This is a genomic window from Paenibacillus catalpae (assembly GCF_900112695.1).
Classification (GTDB): domain Bacteria; phylum Bacillota; class Bacilli; order Paenibacillales; family Paenibacillaceae; genus Pristimantibacillus; species Pristimantibacillus catalpae.
In genome coordinates this window covers 1-19,366 of sequence record NZ_FOMT01000006.1, presented here as the reverse complement: position 1 = coordinate 19,366, position 19,366 = coordinate 1, and the positions used below count along the sequence as shown (strand labels likewise).

Sequence of the window (19,366 nt, the reverse complement as noted above, 5' to 3'; positions counted from 1 at the left end):
CTTACGCAAAGCTAACTTTTCGGTATATGAATAGTAATCTCATAAAAATCGCCAAGGTCTTTTTCATCAGCCTTGATTTCCATTCCCGTGCTGGACACCATCTGTACAGCTTGGCGAATGGTATTAAAAGCAAGACGAGTATTCTTCGGCATAGCAAAACGTTTCGTCTGCTTCGCTTTTGGTTCTTCTTTCATGGAAGCAATACGGTTCTCCGTCTGCTTGACGTTTAATTCCTTTGTAATGATCTCTTCCAGCACCTGGTTCTGAAGCTCTTCCGTGTCCAGAGAAAGTAAAGCTCTCGCATGTCTCTCCGATATTTTACGACCAGCAAGGGCTTCTTTAACAGTGTCATTTAATCCCAGCAAACGTAATTTGTTTGCAATCGTGGATTGGCTTTTACCTAACCGTTGAGCCAGGCTTTCCTGCGTCAACTCATGGAGTTCAATCAGCTTCTGGTAAGCAACCGCTTCCTCAATAGCTGTCAAATTCTCGCGTTGAAGGTTCTCGATTAAAGCAATAGATGCCGTCTGTGAATCGTTAAATTCGCGGATAATGGCCGGAATGGTGTCATATCCAAGCTTTGTTACCGCACGCCAACGGCGTTCGCCAGCAATAATCTCGTATCTGCCATTTCTTGCGCGAACAACAATCGGTTGAATAACGCCATGCGTTTTGATCGTTTGGCACAATTCATCAATACGTTCATCATCGAAGATTGTCCGAGGCTGGAATGGACTTGTATCAATATCTTGAATAGGAATTTGCCGAACTTCTTCTTGACCACTCCGCTGATCACTTAGACCAAACAAACGGGAAAATGATTCCTTCATATTATCTTCTCTACCACCCGACCAAGAAACCATTTACCGGTGTAACGGCTGGTTTCCAAGATGTGCTGCTATGCATTAACGGTATGCTTCCCGTTACTACCATTTTATCTATATTCCTCTGTACAGACAACCTCGTTTAAGAGACTAGTGAAATCGACGGAACCATACGAATTTCGCGCTCTTCAATCGGGTCATCTTTTCTATTCCTATTATTTCGACTTCTATTTGCTTTTTTCCTGCTTGATCTTTTTAATATTTCAAATCGATCTTAAACAGTTGCGCCGTACTTTCTGGGCAGCAGCATGCGCTTCGTAAATGAGCATATTTTAGAAGTTATCTCTTTTTCTATTTGGACAAAAATAAACCTCCCTTATGTTCCACGTGAAACATAGGGAGGTTTATTTAATGTTTAGACAAGCGGCTGCTTAAGCGGTGTGCCCGCTTTACGCGGATACTTTTTCGGGGTAGAGTCAGTCTTCTCAATTAATACAATATAGCGCTCCGATTGTTCGAAAGGCAGCTTGAGTGCATGCTCTGCACGAACCTTCCCTTTCAGTTCCCGCAAACTGACGCCTGCTTCCTTCACCTCTTCTACACTTTGCGAACCTTTCATTGCTGCGAAGGATCCGTTCTTACGGGTAAACGGAAGACAAAATTCGTTCAACACATTAAGTCGGGCAACTGCTCTTGCCGTAACAAGGTCAAAGGAATCGCGGTACTCCGGCAATCTAGCAATATCCTCAGCCCGGCCATGGACGCAGCTCACATTGTCAAGCCCAAGCTCCTGAACCAGATGGTTTAGAAATTGAATCCGTTTGTTAAGCGAATCTACAATGACTACCTTCAGATGCGGGAAGCAGATTTTCAGAGGTATACTCGGAAACCCCGCTCCCGAACCAATATCGGCTATACTTTTGATCTCCTTAATATTAACGAAGAACGAGAGCGAAATCGAATCGTAGAAATGCTTCTCGAATACCGCATCGCGTTCCGTAATTCCCGTTAAGTTCATCCGCTCATTCCAGTCTACAAGCAAGCGGTGATAAGAATCAAATTGTTCAAGCTGCTTGGCATTTAACGATATTCCGTTCTCCCCCAGCAGCTTTTCAAACCATACATGCGTCTCTGTCATCATTACCCTCTCGCTGCCGTCACCCGGTTATAGTGTTCCAAATAAACAAGCAGAATGGAGATGTCTGCCGGGGTAACGCCCGCGATCCGAGAAGCCTGGCCAATCGACAAAGGACGAATGTCGGCTAACTTCTGTTTTGCTTCGGAAGCAAGACCATGCACTTCGCTATACACGATATCATCCGGAATTTTCTTCTTCTCCATTTTGCTCAGCCGCTCTACTTGATGCAATTGCTTCTCGATGTATCCGGTATATTTGATTTGAATTTCAACTTGCTCCTTCATCTCTTCCGTCAATGGAAGATCAGATGGTACAAACGGCTCAATCAACGAATAAGTAAGTTCCGGACGGCGAAGCAGCGACAACGCATCCATTGTAAAAGCGATCGGTGCTGAATTGGCAGCCTCCAGCATAGGCAGGGCCACTTCCGGTTTAATTTTCACTGTACCGAGTCGTTCAATTTCTTGAGCTACAAGCTCCTTTTTATTAAGGAAATTCTGATAACGTTCTTCCGAAATCAGACCTATCTCATACCCCGTTGGCGTCATACGGATATCTGCATTATCATGGCGGAGCAGCAGACGGTATTCCGCGCGAGACGTCAGAAGTCGGTACGGGTCATTCGTTCCTTTTGTCACCAGGTCATCGATCATAACGCCGATATAACCTTGTGAGCGGTCAATAATAACCGGCTCTTTCCCTTGTACTTTACGCGCCGCATTAATGCCGGCGATAATGCCTTGACCAGCGGCCTCTTCATAACCGGAGGTACCGTTAATTTGTCCAGCTGTGAATAACCCGTCAACCAGCTTTGTCTCCAGGGAAGGCCAAAGCTGCGTTGGTACGACTGCGTCGTACTCGATTGCATAACCGTTACGCATCATCTCAACTTTTTCCAAACCTGGAATTGATCGCAAAATTCCGAGTTGCACATCTTCCGGCATACTTGTCGAGAGTCCTTGAACATAATACTCGGAAGTATGCTTGCCCTCCGGCTCGAGGAAGATTTGGTGCTTTGGTTTATCCGCGAAGCGGACGATTTTATCTTCAATAGACGGACAGTAACGTGGCCCTGTACCTTCAATCGCTCCAGAGAACATTGGCGCACGATGCAGATTGTCGTTAATGATCTTATGAGTATCTTCCGACGTATACGTCAGCCAGCATGGCAGCTGTTCATTATCAGAGGATTGGGTTTCATACGAGAAAAACTTCGGATTATCATCACCCGGTTGAATTTCCGTTTTGCTGAAATCAATGGTGTCCTTATGCACACGCGGCGGCGTTCCCGTTTTAAAGCGAGCGAGCTTAAAGCCGAGCTCTTTCAGGCTTGCTGACAGCTTCACCGATGGCTGCTGATTATTTGGACCACTCTCATACATCAGCTCGCCCATGATGATTTTACCGCGAAGGTAAGTACCTGTCGTGATAACAACGGCCTTCGCCCGGTAGATAGCACCTGTTTTTGTTACAATACCGTTTATCTTGCCCTCTTCCACAATGAGATCTTCCGCCATACCTTGGCGAAGGGTCAGATGATCGGTCTCTTCAATCGTTTTCTTCATCGTATGCTGATAAGAGAATTTGTCAGCCTGTGCACGCAAGGCATGAACCGCTGGCCCTTTCCCTGTATTAAGCATCCTCATTTGAATAAACGTTTTATCGATATTACGGCCCATTTCCCCGCCTAATGCATCAATTTCACGCACGACATGCCCTTTCGCCGGTCCGCCGATCGACGGGTTACAAGGCATAAAGGCCACCATATCCAGGTTTATGGTCAGCAGCAGCGTTTCACAGCCCATCCGTGCAGAAGCAAGCGCCGCTTCACAGCCGGCATGACCCGCTCCAATAACGATCACGTCATATTGCCCAGCTTCATATGTCATTTGATATCCCTCCAATTCATCAACCGCAATTCCTTACGGTCGGTCGTAATAAACACGTATTTATTTACCCAAACAGAATTGCGAGAAAATCTGGTCGATCAAAGAATCGCCAACCTCATCGCCTAATATTTCGCCAAGTGATTCCCATGCGGAACGTACATCAATCTGAATCAGATCGATTGGTATGCCAATATTCGACGCTTCAATCGCATCAATAAGCGACTGCTGAGCCCGCTTCAGCAAAGAAATATGCCGAACATTGCTGACATATGTCAAATCCCCGGAATCCAGCTGCCCTTCGAAAAAGAGCTTGCTGATCGCCTTTTCCAGCCGGTCGAGTCCATCCTCTTCGAGTACTGACATACGTACAATTCGCTCTTCATCAATATGCTCTTCAATCTCGTCCATATCCAGCTTGGATTCCAAATCGGATTTATTAATAATAAGAATAAGCTGACGGTCCTTCATCTTCTCAAGGAGCGTGCGGTCATCCTCATGCATAGGCTCATTATTGTTAAGCACGAACAGGATCAAATCCGCTTCTTCCAGCGCATTATGAGACCGCTCTACGCCAATCCGCTCGACCACATCGCTCGTTTCGCGGATGCCTGCCGTATCCAGCAGTCTTAGCGGAATGTTATTAAGCGTTACATATTCCTCAATAACATCACGAGTCGTACCGGGAATATCCGTTACAATCGCTTTATTTTCCTGTGCCAGCATATTAAGCAGCGAAGACTTGCCCACATTCGGGCGCCCTACTATTGCTGTCATTATGCCCTCACGCAATATTTTACCTTCATTCGCCGTTTTTAACAGCTTGCCGATCTCCTCCAGCGCGGATCCGCTTTGTTCGCGAATATAAGCACTGGTCAAATCCTCAACATCATGCTCGGGATAGTCGATATTAACTTCAATATGCGCGAGCAGCTCGATTACCGTCTGCCGCAGCGCTTTAATACGCTTCGATAACGTTCCCTCCGCCTGCTTGCGTGCAACGGAGAACGCTCGATCAGACTTCGAACGGATAAGATCGATAACCGCCTCCGCCTGCATCAGATCGATCCGTCCGTTGAGGAATGCTCTCTTCGTGAACTCTCCTGGCTCTGCGATCCGCATCCCTTCCTGCAGGAGCACCTGGTCGAGTACCTTCTTCACGGCAACTACGCCGCCATGGGCATTAATCTCAACGACATCCTCTGCCGTAAACGAACGGGGACCACGCATGACGGTCACAATAACCTCTTCAACCTGTTCCCCGCTCTTTGGATCTATAATATGACCGTAATGAACGGTATGCGTTGCCGCATCCCGAAGATCGGTTCTTGAACGAAAAATTCGGGCAGTCCCTTCAATTGCATCGGGACCGCTGACACGAATAATCGCTATGCCGCCTTCTCCGACTGCAGTCGAAATGGCTGCTATAGTATCGTGTACCATCAGCTTTCAGCACCTCTCAAATGGAAAAACAGCAATGACCACGGGAGCCATTGCTGCGAATTGATAAACGTATGGATCTAACTTTACATCTGCTTTTCCTTTAAAGCAATAACAACTCGCCGATTTGGCTCATCGCCCTTACTGTAAGTTTTTACCCTAGGGTGATTCTGAAGCTGGGAATGAATCACTTTACGCTCATGCGACGACATCGGCTCGAGCACGACCTCTTTCTTCGTGCGGATAACTCTGCCGGCAAGCCGTTCCGATAATTCTTCCAGCGTCTTGCGGCGACGCTCGCGAAAATCTTCTGCATCAAGCACGATCCGAAGATGGCTGTCCGAATATCGATTTGCCACAATGTTAACCAAATACTGCAGCGCGTCAAGCGTTTGACCGCGCCGGCCAATCAGCATGCCAATGTCCCCTCCGCCCGAAACGGACAGATAAGTCGCTTCTTTCGTTTGTTTCCGTTCGATAGCGATTGTAAGTCCCATCGCTTCTGCCACATCACGAAGAAATTGCTCTGCTTCAATTGTTGGATCCGGTATAAGCTCAAGCTCAACCTTTGCTTCTCTTACGCCAATGAGTCCGAACAGTCCTTTGGAGGGCTGTTCCGTCACGAGCACTTTGACGCGATCCATGGTTACATTTAATTGTGTCAAACCGCTCCGTACAGCATCATCAACCGTTTTTCCTGATGCTACGATTTTCTTCATTTCGCGAGGGCCTCCTTACCCTTGTTGGATGAACGAACGTACAGGAAGTAGTTTTGAACAATAGTATAGATGTTACTGAAAATCCAGTACAGCGGAAGTGCCGACGGGAAGTTTAGCGCCATTACGAAGATTAGGACTGGGAAAATCATAAGCATAGCTCCCATCCCCGGCATCGCTTGGGTCTGCTGTTTTTGCATCATTTTCGACTGGACAAACGTCGTGGCTGCTGCTATAAGCGGCAGGAAGTACCATGGCCCTGGTTCGCCAAGCTGCAAACCTAAGAATTCATGCGTGCGAACCTCAGGATTTCCATAAATCGAATTATAAAGCGCCATAAAAACAGGCATTTGAACAAGAAGCGGCAAACAGCCAGCCATCGGGTTTACTTTGTTGGCCTGGAACAACTTCATTGTTTCTTCCTGCTGCTTCTGCGGATTATCTTTATGTTTCTTCTTAATCTCGGCCATTTGCGGCTGAATCGCCTGCATCGCCTTTGAGCTGCGATACTGCTTCAGCGTTAACGGTAGAATTGCAGTTCTTACAATAATCGTGATGAGCAAGATAGCTAGTCCATATGAGCCACCTAACCACTCTGCAAATTTATCAAGGGTCAATGCAAAGTAGTAAACAACATTGCTCTCCCAGATATTTCCGCTCTTTAGATCCTCTGTGCTCGTTGTATGGTTCGGCGAAGTGCATCCGGAGAGCATTGCGATCAACAGCACCATACCCAGTACGAGCAGCCACTTGCGGTTTCCTCTTAAAACCAACGTGAAATCTCCTCTCTGAACACTCCAAACTAAGCATTATTGACTAAACTATACCATAAATAATAGGACAAAGAAACAACCTGGCAATGCTGGCCGATTCTGCTAAAAACGGGCATCCTTTTTCAGCAGTCCCGCCTTTCTCAATACGTGCATAATGCTCTTCTCCAGCTGCTTCGTTTCCATCTCAACCGCAGGTTTTCTTACTATTAATATAAAATCGGTATTTGGCACGATTTTGGCTCCGTTCAAACGGACAATTTCCTTAATCACTCGCCTCATCCGGTTTCGGACAACCGCATTGCCGATTTTTTTGCTGGCTGAGACGCCTAACCGGAAAGGTTCCGCTACCTGCTGCCTCGACCAATAAACAACAAACTGGCCATTGGCAAACGATTTACCGTAGCGATAGATCCGATTGAAGTCAGCGCGGTTACGCAGACGCAATTTTCTTTGCACGACCAGGCTCACCGTTCTTTCTTCATATTAATAACACTTATGTATGACTGCCCGCGGACCTACTATTCAGTATCGCCCGCAGGGCAAAAAAAAAGACCACCCGACGTGGTCTTTTGCTTATGCGCTAAGAACTTTTCTGCCTTTTTGACGACGCGCTGCCAAAACTTTACGTCCGTTTTTCGAGCTCATCCGTTTGCGGAAGCCATGTACTTTGCTGCGTTTGCTTACATTTGGTTTAAATGTAGGTCTCATCTGAACTGCACCTCCCGTATATCAAATACTCAAACAGTACGGTTTGAAACCGATCTGCTCATTCTTTGTAAACAACTGATTTTTGAAACACGCTTTTTTTATTAAACCACGACAGGCCCAAAAAGTCAATTAAAACAGCGGTCATCCAAATATTGTGGATAAATGTATGGAATACAGAGCTTTGTCGGAAAACTAATAACATGTGCATAATTTTTCGGGACTTTAGACGAACTTTGTCGAAATGGTAACAAGATATTAACAATATGTAGTGGTGTCGATAACTTTTATGCACAAGCTATTGAATTTGTGGATAAAATCTCACAATTCGTTGAAATACAAGGGATCTTTTGCTATGATTATTATGTTTTCGGTGTGAATACCTCATCGATTCATCAAATCTTATCAACAACCTGTGGATAACATTGTGAACAAACTCATCCCCTATTTATAACTCATGTTCCTATTATTCTTCATATTGTGGGTATTTCGTAATAATCACCATTCATTCGACATGTTTTGGCTTAACTGCGCCGATTCGGCGATTTTTGATAAGGAGTGACGTCTGTGGACAGCCATACCTATGATTTATGGCAGCAAGTGTTGTCAATCATTCAGACGAAACTAAGCAAACCCAGTTTCGATACCTGGTTTAAAGCGACCAAAGCTTCCTTCGTGAATGATTCTTTACTGGAAGTGACGGCGCCGACAACATTTGCGGCAGAATGGCTGGAAGGCCGATATACCAAATTAATTCGTAACACCTTGTTTGAGTTTCTCGGCAGACAGGTCGATGTCCGATTTTCAATTGAAGAAGCCAAAACAGCTGAGCCCGCGCCCGCTGTGCAGCCCAAATCAGTCGAAACGCCTATCGTTCATGAAGAGACATTCAATCATATGCTTAACCCGAAATACACGTTTGATACGTTTGTCATCGGGGCTAATAACCGGTTCGCGCATGCCGCTTCGCTTGCTGTAGCGGAAGCACCGGCAAAGGCATACAATCCGCTCTTTTTATACGGCGGTGTAGGACTTGGCAAGACGCACTTGATGCATGCCATCGGTCACTACATCATGGATCACAATCCTAGCACGAAGATTATGTACATCTCGTCTGAGAAGTTCACGAATGAATTCATTAATGCGATCCGGGATAACCGCGGGGAAAGCTTCCGCAACAAATATCGCAATATTGACGTGCTTTTGATTGACGATATTCAATTTTTGGCTGGTAAAGACGGGACGCAAGAGGAGTTCTTCCATACTTTTAATGCGCTGCATGAAGAGCGGAAACAAATCGTTATTTCGAGTGACCGTACGCCAAAGGAAATCCCGACTTTGGAGGAAAGGCTGCGTTCGCGGTTCGAGTGGGGACTGATAACGGATATCCAGGCACCGGATTTGGAGACTAGGATCGCTATCTTGCGTAAGAAAGCGAAAGCCGAGAACCTAGATATTCCGAATGAAGCCATGGTTTACATTGCGAATCAGATTGATACGAATATTCGTGAGCTGGAGGGCGCCCTCATCCGAGTGGTTGCTTACTCCTCGCTTATTAATCAGGATATTACATCTCACCTGGCTGCTGAAGCGTTAAAGGATATTATTCCGTCCAGCCGTCCGAAGATGATCACGATAAACGATATTCAGACAAAGGTTGGCGAGTTCTACGGTCTGCGTCTTGAGGAATTTAAAGCCCGGAAACGAACCAAAGCTGTCGCCTATCCGCGTCAAATTGCGATGTACCTCTCGCGTGAGCTTACTGATTATTCACTGCCGAAGATTGGCGAAGCGTTTGGCGGACGCGACCATACGACCGTCATCCATGCGCATGAGAAAATCTCGCAGCAATTGAAGATCGATCAGGACTTATACAAGATCTTGCAAAACCTGACCGAAAAGATCAAAAATCACACGTAAAAGTTATACACTTCTATATGAACAACCAAGCAAGCCTATGCACAAGCTATACACATGTGGATAGGCTTGCTTTATCCGTGTTTTAGACGGTTATCCACATATTAACGCCGCCTACTACTACGACTACTAATATTTTTTAAAAAAACATCATCAAAATAGGGCGAAATCGCCCCTTACGGCTTCGCCTATTTTTAAAACCAACAACCATCGATCCGAAACGGACTTAGGAGTGAAACCATGAAACTTTCAATTTCCAAACATGAACTGAACGAAGCCATTCAACAGGTTGCCAAAGCGGCTTCTTCCCGTCCGACAATTCCTATTCTCGGCGGCATCAAGATTGAAGTTACCCATCAAGGAGTTACCTTAACGGCGAGCGATACCGATATATCTATTCAAAGCTTTATCCCTGTAGAACGAGATAATCTCGTTATTGCACATGTGGATAAACCGGGTAACGTTGTACTTCCCGCTAAATTCTTCGTGGAGATCGTTAAGAAGCTTCCGTCCGAAAATGTAGAAATTGAAGTAGGTGCCCATTTCCAAACCTTGATCCGTTCCGGTTCGACAGATATTCAGATGGTTGGCCTGGATCCGGAGGAATTCCCGGTTCTTCCATCGATCGAGCATAATGAACTGTTCCAGATGCCAGGTGATTTGCTGAAGGCGATGATTCGCCAGACCGTTCTGGCCGCATCCGTTAACGAGCAAACGCCTATTCTGACAGGTGTGCTTTGGAGCCTTCAGGATAAGCAGCTGAAATTTGTGGCGACTGACCGCCACCGTCTGGCAAGCCGTATCGCTCAAGCGGAGACCGCTGCAGATTACCGGTTTAACAATGTCGTTATTGCTGCCAAAACGTTAGTCGAGCTGTCGAAGCTGGTTCCGGATCAGCACGGCCTTGTCGATATTGTCGTAGCCGATAACCAAGTACTGTTCAAAATCGGCAATGTTCTTTTCTACACCCGCGTGCTGGACGGGACATACCCGGATACTTCTAAAATTATTCCGAGCATGTTCAAAACAGAACTCGTTCTTGATACAAAAAATTTGACGGATGCTATCGACCGCGCGTACCTCATGTCGAGAGAAGAGAAAACGAACATCGTTCGTCTGACGACGCTTGAAGACGGCGCTATCGAGATTTCCTCCAGTTCGACAGAGCTTGGCCGTGTAACCGAGCAGCTTGAAGCGAAGCAATTCGATGGGGAAGCTCTTAAGATTGCCTTCAACTCCAAATATATGCTGGATGTGCTTAAAGTCATCGACAGCGAGCAGATCTTTATCGGCTTTACCGGGGCGATGAGCCCGATTGTTATACGCCCGACAGACCATAATTACAACACGTATGTTATCCTGCCTTATCGGACAACAAACTAAGGCTATCCAGGCAAAGGTGAAAGGCAGGTGAGCATGTGATGAAAGAAATCGCCATTCGGACCGAATATATTACGCTGGGGCAGTTTTTAAAGCTGGCTGATTGTATATCCACAGGTGGACACGCGAAATTTTTCTTGCAGGAGAACGAGGTTCAGATAAACGGGGTTGTGGATAACCGCCGCGGCAGAAAATTGTATGCCGGTGACCGCGTCGAAGTAGAAGGCTGCGGCGTCTTTACGGTGACCGGGGCTTAAGCGCCTAAGAAGAGGCCAGGGCCGGGGGGACTACGAACGTGTTTTTAAACAGCATCCAATTGCACAACTATCGCAACTACAAAGAGCTTGAACTGAAGACTGACAATCAAGTTAATTTGTTTGTTGGACCGAATGCGCAGGGCAAGACGAATTTGCTTGAGGCGATATTCGCTCTTGCCCTCACCAAGTCGCACCGCACGTCCAAGGATAAGGAGCTGATCGGCTGGGAAGCGGATACGGCCCGGATCCACGGCGAGGTGGAGAAGCGTTACGGTACTGTTAAACTTGATTTGATGTACTCGACGCAAGGCAAGAAAGCAAAGATCAACGGACTCGAGCAGCGGAAGCTCAGTGATTTTATCGGATCGCTGAATGTTGTCATGTTCGCTCCTGAGGATCTTGAGATTGTCAAAGGAACGCCGGGCATACGAAGACGGTTTCTCGATATGGAAATCGGCCAAGTACAGCCCGGTTATTTGCATACGCTGACGCAATATACCAAGGTGCTGGCACAACGGAACAATTACCTGAAGACAGCATCTCCAGGCAGCACGCAGCAGGCAATGCTGGATATCTGGAATATGCAGCTTGCTGAGCATGGTGTTAAAATTATGAAAAAAAGGAAACACTTTATTCATAAATTACAGCGGTGGGCGGAACAGATTCATTCCGGCATTACGGCGGGCGCCGAGCACCTCACCATTGAGTACCGCCCGTCCTTTGACGGCGGCCCCTCCGAAGATGAAACTGTTTTATTTGAGCAATTTATGTTAAAGTTATCACAGGTGAAAGATCAGGAGATTCGCAGAGGAATGTCGCTCGTTGGACCGCATCGGGACGACATGGCGTTCTTTATTAACGGCAAGGAAGCGGCTGTTTACGGTTCGCAGGGACAGCAGCGCACAACCGCATTGTCGCTTAAGCTTGCCGAGATAGAATTGATCTGCGAGGAAATTGGGGAATACCCGCTGCTATTGCTTGATGATGTGCTGTCTGAGCTGGACCAGAACCGGCAGACGCAGCTCATCGAGACATTTCAGAGCAAAGTTCAGACGTTTATTACAACGACCGGACTCGAGAGCGTAAATGTGAGCAAGCTCCGTGACGCCGGTATCTACGATGTGCGGGAAGGCCGAGTGACGCGCTGATAACGGGCGTATATACGGGAGGCGGAGGACATGTATATTCATTTGGGCGGAGAGAAAATTATCCGGGCTGCCGAGTTGGTAGCCATTTTTGATATATCGATAGAGCAATCCTCCAAGCTGTCCAAGCAATTTGTAGCAGGAGCCCGCAAACGCAAAGATGTCGAGACGATTGGTGAGGAAGAGCCGAAATCGATTGTTGTGACCAAGCAGAAAATCTATTATTCGCCGATTTCATCCTCTACTTTGAAAAAACGGGCACATCATTTTGCAGCGAATGGCTAGAAGCAGCCAAGGTGAACAGGTATGAGAGGAGTAGTGAGCAGTTGAATCAGCAGAATACGTACGATGAGAGTCAGATACAGGTCCTCGAGGGGTTAGAAGCTGTACGGAAACGTCCAGGGATGTATATCGGTTCTACTAGCGGAAAGGGCCTTCACCATCTCGTATGGGAGGTTGTCGATAATAGTATCGATGAGGCACTGGCCGGTTACTGTACGAAGATTCAAGTCTTTGTCCACGAGGACAACAGTATTACCGTAATTGATAACGGTCGTGGTATCCCGGTCGGGGAGAACGCAAAGCTTAAGAAATCAACCCTTGAAGTCGTAATGACTGTCCTGCATGCAGGCGGCAAGTTTGGCGGCGAGGGCTATAAAGTATCGGGCGGATTGCACGGGGTAGGTGTATCCGTCGTTAATGCGTTGTCAGAGCATGTGACGGTTACGGTTAAGCTTCATGGGAAGGTCTACCAACAAGAATACCGCCGTGGTGTACCGCAATATGATGTCAAGATTATTGGTGAATCGGAAGAGACTGGCACAACGGTTAAGTTTAAGCCGGACCCTGAGATTTTTACGGATACTACCGTTTACGAATATGAGACGCTCCAATCGCGGATTCGCGAGCTGGCGTTCCTGAACAAAGGCCTTGAGATTGAACTGACTGATGAACGCACGGGTGCTTCGAATTCGTTTAAATACGAAGGCGGTATTATCGAGTTTGTAAAGCACTTGAACCGCAACAAAGAAGTCATGCATGAAGAACCGATTTACGTTGAAGGCTCGAAGGACCATATCCAGGTTGAAGTGTCGTTGCAGTACAATGACGGCTACACCGAGAATATTCATTCCTTCGCCAATAATATTAATACGCATGAAGGCGGTACGCATGAATCGGGCTTTAAGAGCGCGTTGACGCGTATTATTAACGATTATGCCCGCAAGACGAACTTGATTAAGGACAATGACTCCAACTTCTCCGGCGACGATGTCCGTGAGGGCCTAACGGCGATTATTTCGGTGAAAATTCCGGAGCCGCAGTTTGAAGGACAGACAAAGACGAAGCTCGGCAACAGTGAGGTTCGTGGTATTGTCGAATCGTTCTTTGCAGAGAAGCTGCAGGAGTTCCTGGATGAGAATCCATCGGTTTCCCGCAAAATCGTTGAAAAAGGTCTGCAAGCGGCAAGAGCCCGCGAAGCGGCACGGAAAGCACGTGAGTTAACACGCCGTAAAAGTGCGCTGGAAGTAAGCTCTTTGCCGGGCAAGCTGGCGGATTGCTCCTCCAAGGATGCGTCGATCAGTGAGCTTTATATTGTCGAAGGTGACTCCGCCGGCGGGTCTGCGAAGCAGGGCCGCGACCGTCACTTCCAGGCAATCTTGCCGCTGCGCGGTAAAATCCTGAACGTTGAACGTGCGAGGCTTGACCGTATTCTTGGTAACGCCGAGATCCGTGCGATCATTACAGCGCTTGGTACAGGCATTGGCGATGACTTCGATCTGGCAAAGGCACGTTATCACAAAGTCATTATTATGACCGATGCCGACGTCGACGGGGCCCACATCCGGACTTTGATGCTGACCTTCTTCTTCCGTTACATGCGGAAGATTATCGAGGCAGGATATATTTATATCGCGCAGCCGCCGCTCTTCAAGATTGAACGGAACAAGGTTATCCGTTATGCGCAGTCAGAGAGGGAACGCGATGATATTATCGCGGAATTCGGAGAAGGTGTAAAAGTAAACGTACAGCGTTATAAAGGTCTCGGCGAGATGAATGCTACGCAGCTCTGGGAGACAACGATGGATCCGGAGAGCCGGACCATGCTTCAGGTATCCATTGAAGACGCGATCGAAGCCGATGTTATTTTTGACACCTTAATGGGTGATAACGTTGAGCCGCGCCGTGACTTCATTCAGCAGTTTGCGAAGGACGTTAAGAACTTGGATATTTAGCGTTTAACAAAGTTAGCCGTCCTGATGGACGGCTATTTCTTTTTGTAACGGCCGTAGGAGACCGCATATTTATAAATTTTACGGAAGATTGTTTTATCTTCAAGCTTGCGGAAAATAAAAGCATCGGGTTTTGTATTAACCTCAAGGATCCAGGGACGGAATTGCTGGTCAATGGCAATATCGATGCCCAGCTCTTTTAAACCCGGATAATGCTTTTCCAGTTCCTTTGCGATATCCAGGCTGATTTGTTTGAGACGCATGGCATAGATCATTTTTTGAGTCGGCGATTGATGGGTGGACATTAAGCGTTCGAAGGACATTGGGGTTCCGCCGTTATGGTAGTTGGTGACCACTTTAGCCGGATGAGCCAGGCGGCCGATGATCCCGGTAGCCTCCCAGTTGTTGTGATCATTGCGCTGCACCATTACCCGGATATCGAAGCGCCGCTTTTTATGACGGAGCAGATCAATTCCCTTTTGAACCAGATAACGTCTGCCGTTAATCTTCTTAACCAGGCTTTGGTACAGCAGCTCGAAGGTAGGAAAAGTCCGAATGGTCGTGTTCAATTGATATTTAAAGCCTTTGTTAGCCGGCTTGAGTCTTTCTACGCGCATAACGCCTTTGCCAAAGGTTCCGTTAACCGGTTTGACATAGACCATCCCATATTCAGTTAACATCAGCAGAAGGTGCTCCTGACTGAAGAGTTTCGTTACAGGAATATATTCACGGAGAGCTGCCGAGTGAAGAAGGACGTTTGTTTTCTCCCATTTGCTGTATACATACTGGATGGACAAAGTTGATGCTCCTTTCCCATTGGACCCTTTCAAACCATGTCAAGAATGCGAATCAAGAAGAAGACAGACTTTGTAATGAGTGGTATAATGTAATTTGGGTCTGTTTATTTTATGGCGGATCGGGAACGAAAGAATACGGATATTTGCCTATTTTTTCGTTATTTTGCAGTTAATTTGTCGGTTTCATAGATGAAACGGATGCAGGGCGTTTAGCCGTGCCTTTTTTGTGAAAGTAATATAATGGTTATCATGTTTAATAAGATTTGCAGATTGATGACGTCAGGGAGGTAAAACATGGCGGAAGAACAACAGCATTCGCAAATTAAAGACCGTGACATCGGTACAGAAATGCGCGATTCATTCATGGATTATGCGATGAGTATTATCGTAAGCCGCGCATTGCCGGATGTAAGGGATGGTCTTAAACCGGTGCATCGTCGTATTTTATACGCAATGTCGGAGCTAGGAATGTCTTCGGACAAGCCGTATAAGAAGTCTGCGAGGATCGTAGGGGAAGTAATCGGTAAGTACCATCCGCACGGCGATTCGTCGGTTTATGAAGCGATGGTACGGATGGCGCAGGATTTCTCCATGCGGTACATGCTCGTGGACGGGCATGGCAACTTCGGCTCGATTGACGGAGATATGGCGGCGGCGATGCGGTATACCGAGGCGCGTCTGTCGAAAATCGCCATGGAGATGCTCCGCGATTTAAATAAAGAAACGGTTGATTTTGTACCGAACTATGACGGCGAGGAGAAAGAGCCGGCAGTTCTGCCGTCGCGTTTTCCGAACCTGCTCGTAAACGGGGTAACAGGTATTGCGGTAGGCATGGCCACCAATATTCCGCCACATAACCTGACTGAGGTTATTGACGGCATTCAGGCCCTGATCCGTAATCCGGATATTACGCCGGTTGAGCTGATTGATTATGTAAAAGGCCCGGATTTCCCTACAGCCGGTATTGTGATGGGACTGAGCGGCATCCGTCAGGCTTATCTGACTGGCCGCGGTACTGTAACGATGCGTGCGCGTGCAACCATCGAAGAGAACGGCAATAAAGCCCGCATTATTGTGTATGAGCTGCCGTATCAGGTAAACAAAGCACGCCTGGTCGAGAAGATCGCTGAACTCGTTCGTGAGAAAAGAGTAGAGGGCATCACTGACCTCCGCGATGAATCGGACCGTAATGGCATGAGGGTCGTTATTGAGCTTCGTCGCGACGTAACGCCGAGTGTTGTGCTGAACAATCTGTACAAGCAGACGCAAATGCAATCGAACTTTGGCATTAACATGCTTGCGCTTGTTAATGGCGAACCAAAGACGCTGAATATTCGTGAAATGTTGTATTACTATTTGCAGCATCAAATCGAAGTTATACGCCGCCGTACAGAATATGACCTGAAAAAGGCAGAAGCAAGAGCTCATATTCTCGAAGGCCTGCGTATTGCGCTTGATCATCTCGATGAAGTTATTGCGCTTATCCGTGCTTCGCAAACGGCGGATATCGCCCGCGACGGCTTGATCGAGCGCTTCGCGCTCAGCTACGAGCAGGCACAGGCCATTCTTGATATGCGCCTCCAAAGGCTGACAGGCCTGGAGCGCGACAAGATTGAAGCCGAGTACACGGAACTGATGAAGAAAATTGCCGAGTACAAGGCGATTTTGGCTGATGAGCAGCTAGTGCTCAACATCATCAGCGAAGAGCTGAATGAGATCAAGGAGCGTTTCGGCGACGAGCGTCGTACTGAAATTACCGTAAGTGATGAAGAGATTCTTGACGAGGATCTGATCCCGCGTGAAGATGTCATCATCTCCATTACGCATACGGGATATATCAAGCGATTGCCGGTAACGACTTACCGCAGCCAGAAACGCGGGGGCAAGGGCGTTGTGGGCATGGATACGAAGGAGCATGATTTCGTCGAGCATCTGTTTGTATCCAATACCCATCATTACCTCCTGTTCTTTACGAACAAGGGCAAGGTATACCGCCTGAAAGCTTATGAGATTCCAGATCTCAGCCGGACTGCTCGAGGAACACCGATCATTAACCTGATTCAGATCGAGCAAGGCGAGACGATCAATGCGGTTATTCCTGTAGAGAGCTTTGATTCGGAAAGCTACCTGTTCTTTGCGACTCGCCAAGGTATAGTCAAAAAGACACCGCTTGACGATTACATGAATATACGGAAGGTCGGCCTGATTGCGATTTCGATTCGTGAGGATGACGAGCTGATCGGCGTCAAGCTGACAGACGGAAATCAGGAAATCGTAATGGGTACCGCACAAGGGATGTCGATTCGCTTCTCTGAACAGGATGTCCGCTCTATGGGACGTTCGGCGACAGGGGTAAAAGGCATTCAATTGGATGATGACGATACCGTAATCGATATGGACGTTGTTGTTCCGGATAACGATGTGCTTATTGTAACGGCAAAAGGCTACGGTAAACGCACGCCAATGGCTGAATACCGGATCCAGAACCGTGGCGGTAAAGGGATCAAGACGCTTAACGTCACCGATAAGAACGGACCTATTGTCAGCTTGAAGGTTGTACTGAATGATGAGGACCTCATGATTATGACCGCTCTTGGCACGCTTATTCGGACGAGCATGGAAGGCATCTCGACGATGGGCCGTAATACTCAAGGGGTTAAGCTGATCAATACGCGTGATGACGATACCGTATCAACGGTTACCCGTGTAGCACGCAGCGAAGAAGCCGATGATTCGTTTGAAGAAGGCGAAGAATTCGAAGAAAATGCATCGGATGCAGGCTCAGAGCCGGCAGAAGAGTAATCATAGCAGTGCAGGATTGGTATACCTCGGGAGGGGACCGTTGTGGCAACAGTGGCTTTATCACAAGTGAAGTTAGGCGACAAAATCAGCGAAGATGTCCTCACCCCGCTTGGCGGAGTGCTATTTCAGAAGGGGCGCATCGTCACACCTAGAGAATTAGATATTATGCAGGCTTTTTTGGTTCCGAAAGTACAGATCGAGCAGCCGGCTAACCAGGCAGATAGTGCACAGGAGAATGCGAAGCAAGAGAAAGCGACTGCTCCTGTACAGTCTTCCACGCCGCTGCACGATGAGTACGATCAAATGCTGGTGCTGCTGAGACGGGTAATCAACGAAATCAGATCAGGCCTGTCCATCCCGGTTATGGATATACGGAATCAACTAGAGAAGATGATGCAATATGAGAACAGTTACCAGGTTCTCACCTTTATGCCAAGACAGTTCGCTGAACGTGATTACTTACTGCACAACAGCGTGCTGGTGGCCTTAACCTCCTATCGTATTGCCCAGTGGTGCGGACTGCCGCGCAAAGATTGGATGCCGGTAGCACTTGCTGGTTTGCTTCACGACATCGGGAACGTCAAGATTGATCCGGCTATTTTGTCTAAGCCGACAGCTTTGACAGCTGATGAGAATGAAGAAATGAAACGTCATACGGTATTAGGTTACCAGCTGCTCAAGAATGTTGCCTCTTTAAACGAGGGAGTTAAGCTGGCTGCTCTTCAGCATCATGAACGTATTGACGGCAGCGGTTATCCGCTTGCCATCGATACGTCAAAGATCCATCCTTATGCAAAGATTGTAGCCATTGCAGATATCTATCATGCTATGACGCTAAACAGGTTCTACCGCAAGGCAGCCTCGCCATATTTCGTCCTGGAACAGATTCAGAGCGATGCCTTCGGAAAGCTTGAGCCTGTATACGTCAGAATGTTTGTAGAGAAAGTTACACAATTCCATAACGGCAATATCGTCAAACTAAGCGATGACCGCGTAGGGGAAATTGTGTTTACAGATGCTGTACATCCGACAAGACCTTGGGTTTCTGTTGGAGGGTCGATTATTAATCTCACAATCGATAGACATCTGCATATTAAAGAAGTAATGGGTTAACCTAAAGATATCGCCCTCCATAAGGGCGATATCTTTATTGTTTTATAAGGATTATTCGCATTATTATAAGATGTAAAAGATAATAATGATGTTTTATAAAAATACTTTTAAAAAGTACTTGCATTCCAATAGGCGGACATGGTATATTATCTAAGTCGCCGCTGAAACACATGGACGACAAACGCAAAACAAATTGTTCTTTGAAAACTGAACAACGAGCAAAACTGCCCCGTTAGAAATAA

17 protein-coding genes are annotated in these 19,366 nt (G+C 47.1%); 8 read left to right on the top strand and 9 right to left on the bottom strand.

Going from position 1 to position 19,366, the window contains the following annotated elements; translation table 11 throughout:
* Positions 1-11: 11 nt before the first annotated feature.
* From noc to rpmH, 8 genes are all read right to left on the bottom strand, one after another.
* On the bottom strand, positions 12-830 hold the full coding sequence (noc, locus tag BM200_RS24605) for a nucleoid occlusion protein (RefSeq protein WP_091189322.1): 819 nt from the start codon (positions 828-830) through the stop codon (positions 12-14).
* 409 nt (positions 831-1,239) lie between these two features.
* Positions 1,240-1,962: a 16S rRNA (guanine(527)-N(7))-methyltransferase RsmG gene (gene rsmG / locus BM200_RS24600; RefSeq protein WP_091189321.1), complete on the bottom strand. Its 723-nt coding sequence runs from the start codon at positions 1,960-1,962 to the stop codon at positions 1,240-1,242.
* Between the two features lie 2 nt (positions 1,963-1,964).
* Positions 1,965-3,851 carry a tRNA uridine-5-carboxymethylaminomethyl(34) synthesis enzyme MnmG gene (gene mnmG, locus BM200_RS24595; RefSeq protein WP_091189320.1) on the bottom strand — a complete coding sequence of 629 codons (1,887 nt, stop codon included), beginning with the start codon at positions 3,849-3,851 and terminating at the stop codon, positions 1,965-1,967.
* A 60-nt stretch (positions 3,852-3,911) separates the two neighbouring features.
* Positions 3,912-5,291, bottom strand: coding sequence for a tRNA uridine-5-carboxymethylaminomethyl(34) synthesis GTPase MnmE (gene mnmE, locus BM200_RS24590; RefSeq protein ID WP_091189319.1), 1,380 nt, complete (start codon positions 5,289-5,291; stop codon positions 3,912-3,914).
* Positions 5,292-5,374: 83 nt separating this feature from the next.
* Positions 5,375-6,007: an RNA-binding cell elongation regulator Jag/EloR gene (gene jag, locus BM200_RS24585; RefSeq protein ID WP_091189318.1), complete on the bottom strand. Its 633-nt coding sequence runs from the start codon at positions 6,005-6,007 to the stop codon at positions 5,375-5,377.
* The gene (locus tag BM200_RS24580) at positions 6,004-6,735 is read right to left on the bottom strand and encodes a YidC/Oxa1 family membrane protein insertase (protein ID WP_091190071.1); all 732 of its coding nucleotides are present in this window, start codon (positions 6,733-6,735) and stop codon (positions 6,004-6,006) included. Before BM200_RS24580 ends, jag begins: the two co-directional genes overlap by 4 nt.
* A 144-nt stretch (positions 6,736-6,879) precedes the next feature.
* Entirely contained in the window at positions 6,880-7,233 is a 354-nt protein-coding gene (rnpA, locus tag BM200_RS24575) for a ribonuclease P protein component (RefSeq protein WP_091190069.1), read from the bottom strand.
* A gap of 117 nt (positions 7,234-7,350) precedes the next feature.
* The gene (rpmH, locus tag BM200_RS24570) at positions 7,351-7,485 is read right to left on the bottom strand and encodes a 50S ribosomal protein L34 (RefSeq protein ID WP_015847830.1); all 135 of its coding nucleotides are present in this window, start codon (positions 7,483-7,485) and stop codon (positions 7,351-7,353) included.
* 564 nt (positions 7,486-8,049) lie between these two features.
* Between rpmH and dnaA the strand changes: the two genes are divergently transcribed.
* The 6 genes from dnaA (at position 8,050) to gyrB (ending at position 14,415) form a co-directional block, all read left to right on the top strand.
* On the top strand, positions 8,050-9,402 hold the full coding sequence (dnaA, locus tag BM200_RS24565; protein WP_091189317.1) for a chromosomal replication initiator protein DnaA: 1,353 nt from the start codon (positions 8,050-8,052) through the stop codon (positions 9,400-9,402).
* 237 nt (positions 9,403-9,639) lie between these two features.
* Positions 9,640-10,782, top strand: a complete 1,143-nt coding sequence (gene dnaN / locus BM200_RS24560) for a DNA polymerase III subunit beta (protein WP_091189316.1) — start codon at positions 9,640-9,642, stop codon at positions 10,780-10,782.
* A gap of 38 nt (positions 10,783-10,820) precedes the next feature.
* Positions 10,821-11,036: a S4 domain-containing protein YaaA gene (gene yaaA / locus BM200_RS24555; RefSeq protein WP_091189315.1), complete on the top strand. Its 216-nt coding sequence runs from the start codon at positions 10,821-10,823 to the stop codon at positions 11,034-11,036.
* Positions 11,037-11,074: 38 nt separating this feature from the next.
* Entirely contained in the window at positions 11,075-12,184 is a 1,110-nt protein-coding gene (recF, locus tag BM200_RS24550; RefSeq protein ID WP_091189314.1) for a DNA replication/repair protein RecF, read from the top strand.
* A 30-nt stretch (positions 12,185-12,214) separates the two neighbouring features.
* Positions 12,215-12,466 (top strand): extracellular matrix regulator RemB, encoded by a 252-nt coding sequence (gene remB, locus BM200_RS24545; RefSeq protein WP_012772007.1) that lies wholly within the window; start codon positions 12,215-12,217, stop codon positions 12,464-12,466.
* Positions 12,467-12,507: 41 nt separating this feature from the next.
* A complete protein-coding gene (gyrB, locus tag BM200_RS24540; protein WP_091189313.1) occupies positions 12,508-14,415 on the top strand; it encodes a DNA topoisomerase (ATP-hydrolyzing) subunit B in 1,908 nt (635 codons plus the stop codon).
* A gap of 32 nt (positions 14,416-14,447) precedes the next feature.
* Here the strand turns inward: gyrB and BM200_RS24535 are convergent, their stop codons facing one another.
* Positions 14,448-15,209, bottom strand: coding sequence for a YheC/YheD family protein (locus BM200_RS24535; RefSeq protein ID WP_091189312.1), 762 nt, complete (start codon positions 15,207-15,209; stop codon positions 14,448-14,450).
* A gap of 294 nt (positions 15,210-15,503) precedes the next feature.
* On the opposite strand from BM200_RS24535, the gene gyrA reads away from it, so the two are divergent.
* Entirely contained in the window at positions 15,504-18,011 is a 2,508-nt protein-coding gene (gene gyrA, locus BM200_RS24530) for a DNA gyrase subunit A (protein WP_091189311.1), read from the top strand.
* 42 nt (positions 18,012-18,053) lie between these two features.
* Positions 18,054-19,124, top strand: coding sequence for an HD-GYP domain-containing protein (locus tag BM200_RS24525; protein WP_091189310.1), 1,071 nt, complete (start codon positions 18,054-18,056; stop codon positions 19,122-19,124).
* Positions 19,125-19,366: the final 242 nt, after the last annotated feature.

What these genes read in the sequence shown, in the direction of transcription:
- noc (WP_091189322.1), bottom strand. Translation starts at nt 830, where the DNA reads ATGAAGGAATCATTTTCCCGTTTGTTTGGTCTAAGTGATCAGCGGAGT.
- rsmG (WP_091189321.1), bottom strand. Translation starts at nt 1,962, where the DNA reads ATGACAGAGACGCATGTATGGTTTGAAAAGCTGCTGGGGGAGAACGGA.
- mnmG (WP_091189320.1), bottom strand. Translation starts at nt 3,851, where the DNA reads ATGACATATGAAGCTGGGCAATATGACGTGATCGTTATTGGAGCGGGT.
- mnmE (WP_091189319.1), bottom strand. Translation starts at nt 5,291, where the DNA reads ATGGTACACGATACTATAGCAGCCATTTCGACTGCAGTCGGAGAAGGC.
- jag (WP_091189318.1), bottom strand. Translation starts at nt 6,007, where the DNA reads ATGAAGAAAATCGTAGCATCAGGAAAAACGGTTGATGATGCTGTACGG.
- BM200_RS24580 (WP_091190071.1), bottom strand. Translation starts at nt 6,735, where the DNA reads ATGGTGCTGTTGATCGCAATGCTCTCCGGATGCACTTCGCCGAACCAT.
- rpmH (WP_015847830.1), bottom strand. Translation starts at nt 7,485, where the DNA reads ATGAGACCTACATTTAAACCAAATGTAAGCAAACGCAGCAAAGTACAT.
- dnaN (WP_091189316.1), top strand. Translation starts at nt 9,640, where the DNA reads ATGAAACTTTCAATTTCCAAACATGAACTGAACGAAGCCATTCAACAG.
- yaaA (WP_091189315.1), top strand. Translation starts at nt 10,821, where the DNA reads ATGAAAGAAATCGCCATTCGGACCGAATATATTACGCTGGGGCAGTTT.
- remB (WP_012772007.1), top strand. Translation starts at nt 12,215, where the DNA reads ATGTATATTCATTTGGGCGGAGAGAAAATTATCCGGGCTGCCGAGTTG.
- gyrA (WP_091189311.1), top strand. Translation starts at nt 15,504, where the DNA reads ATGGCGGAAGAACAACAGCATTCGCAAATTAAAGACCGTGACATCGGT.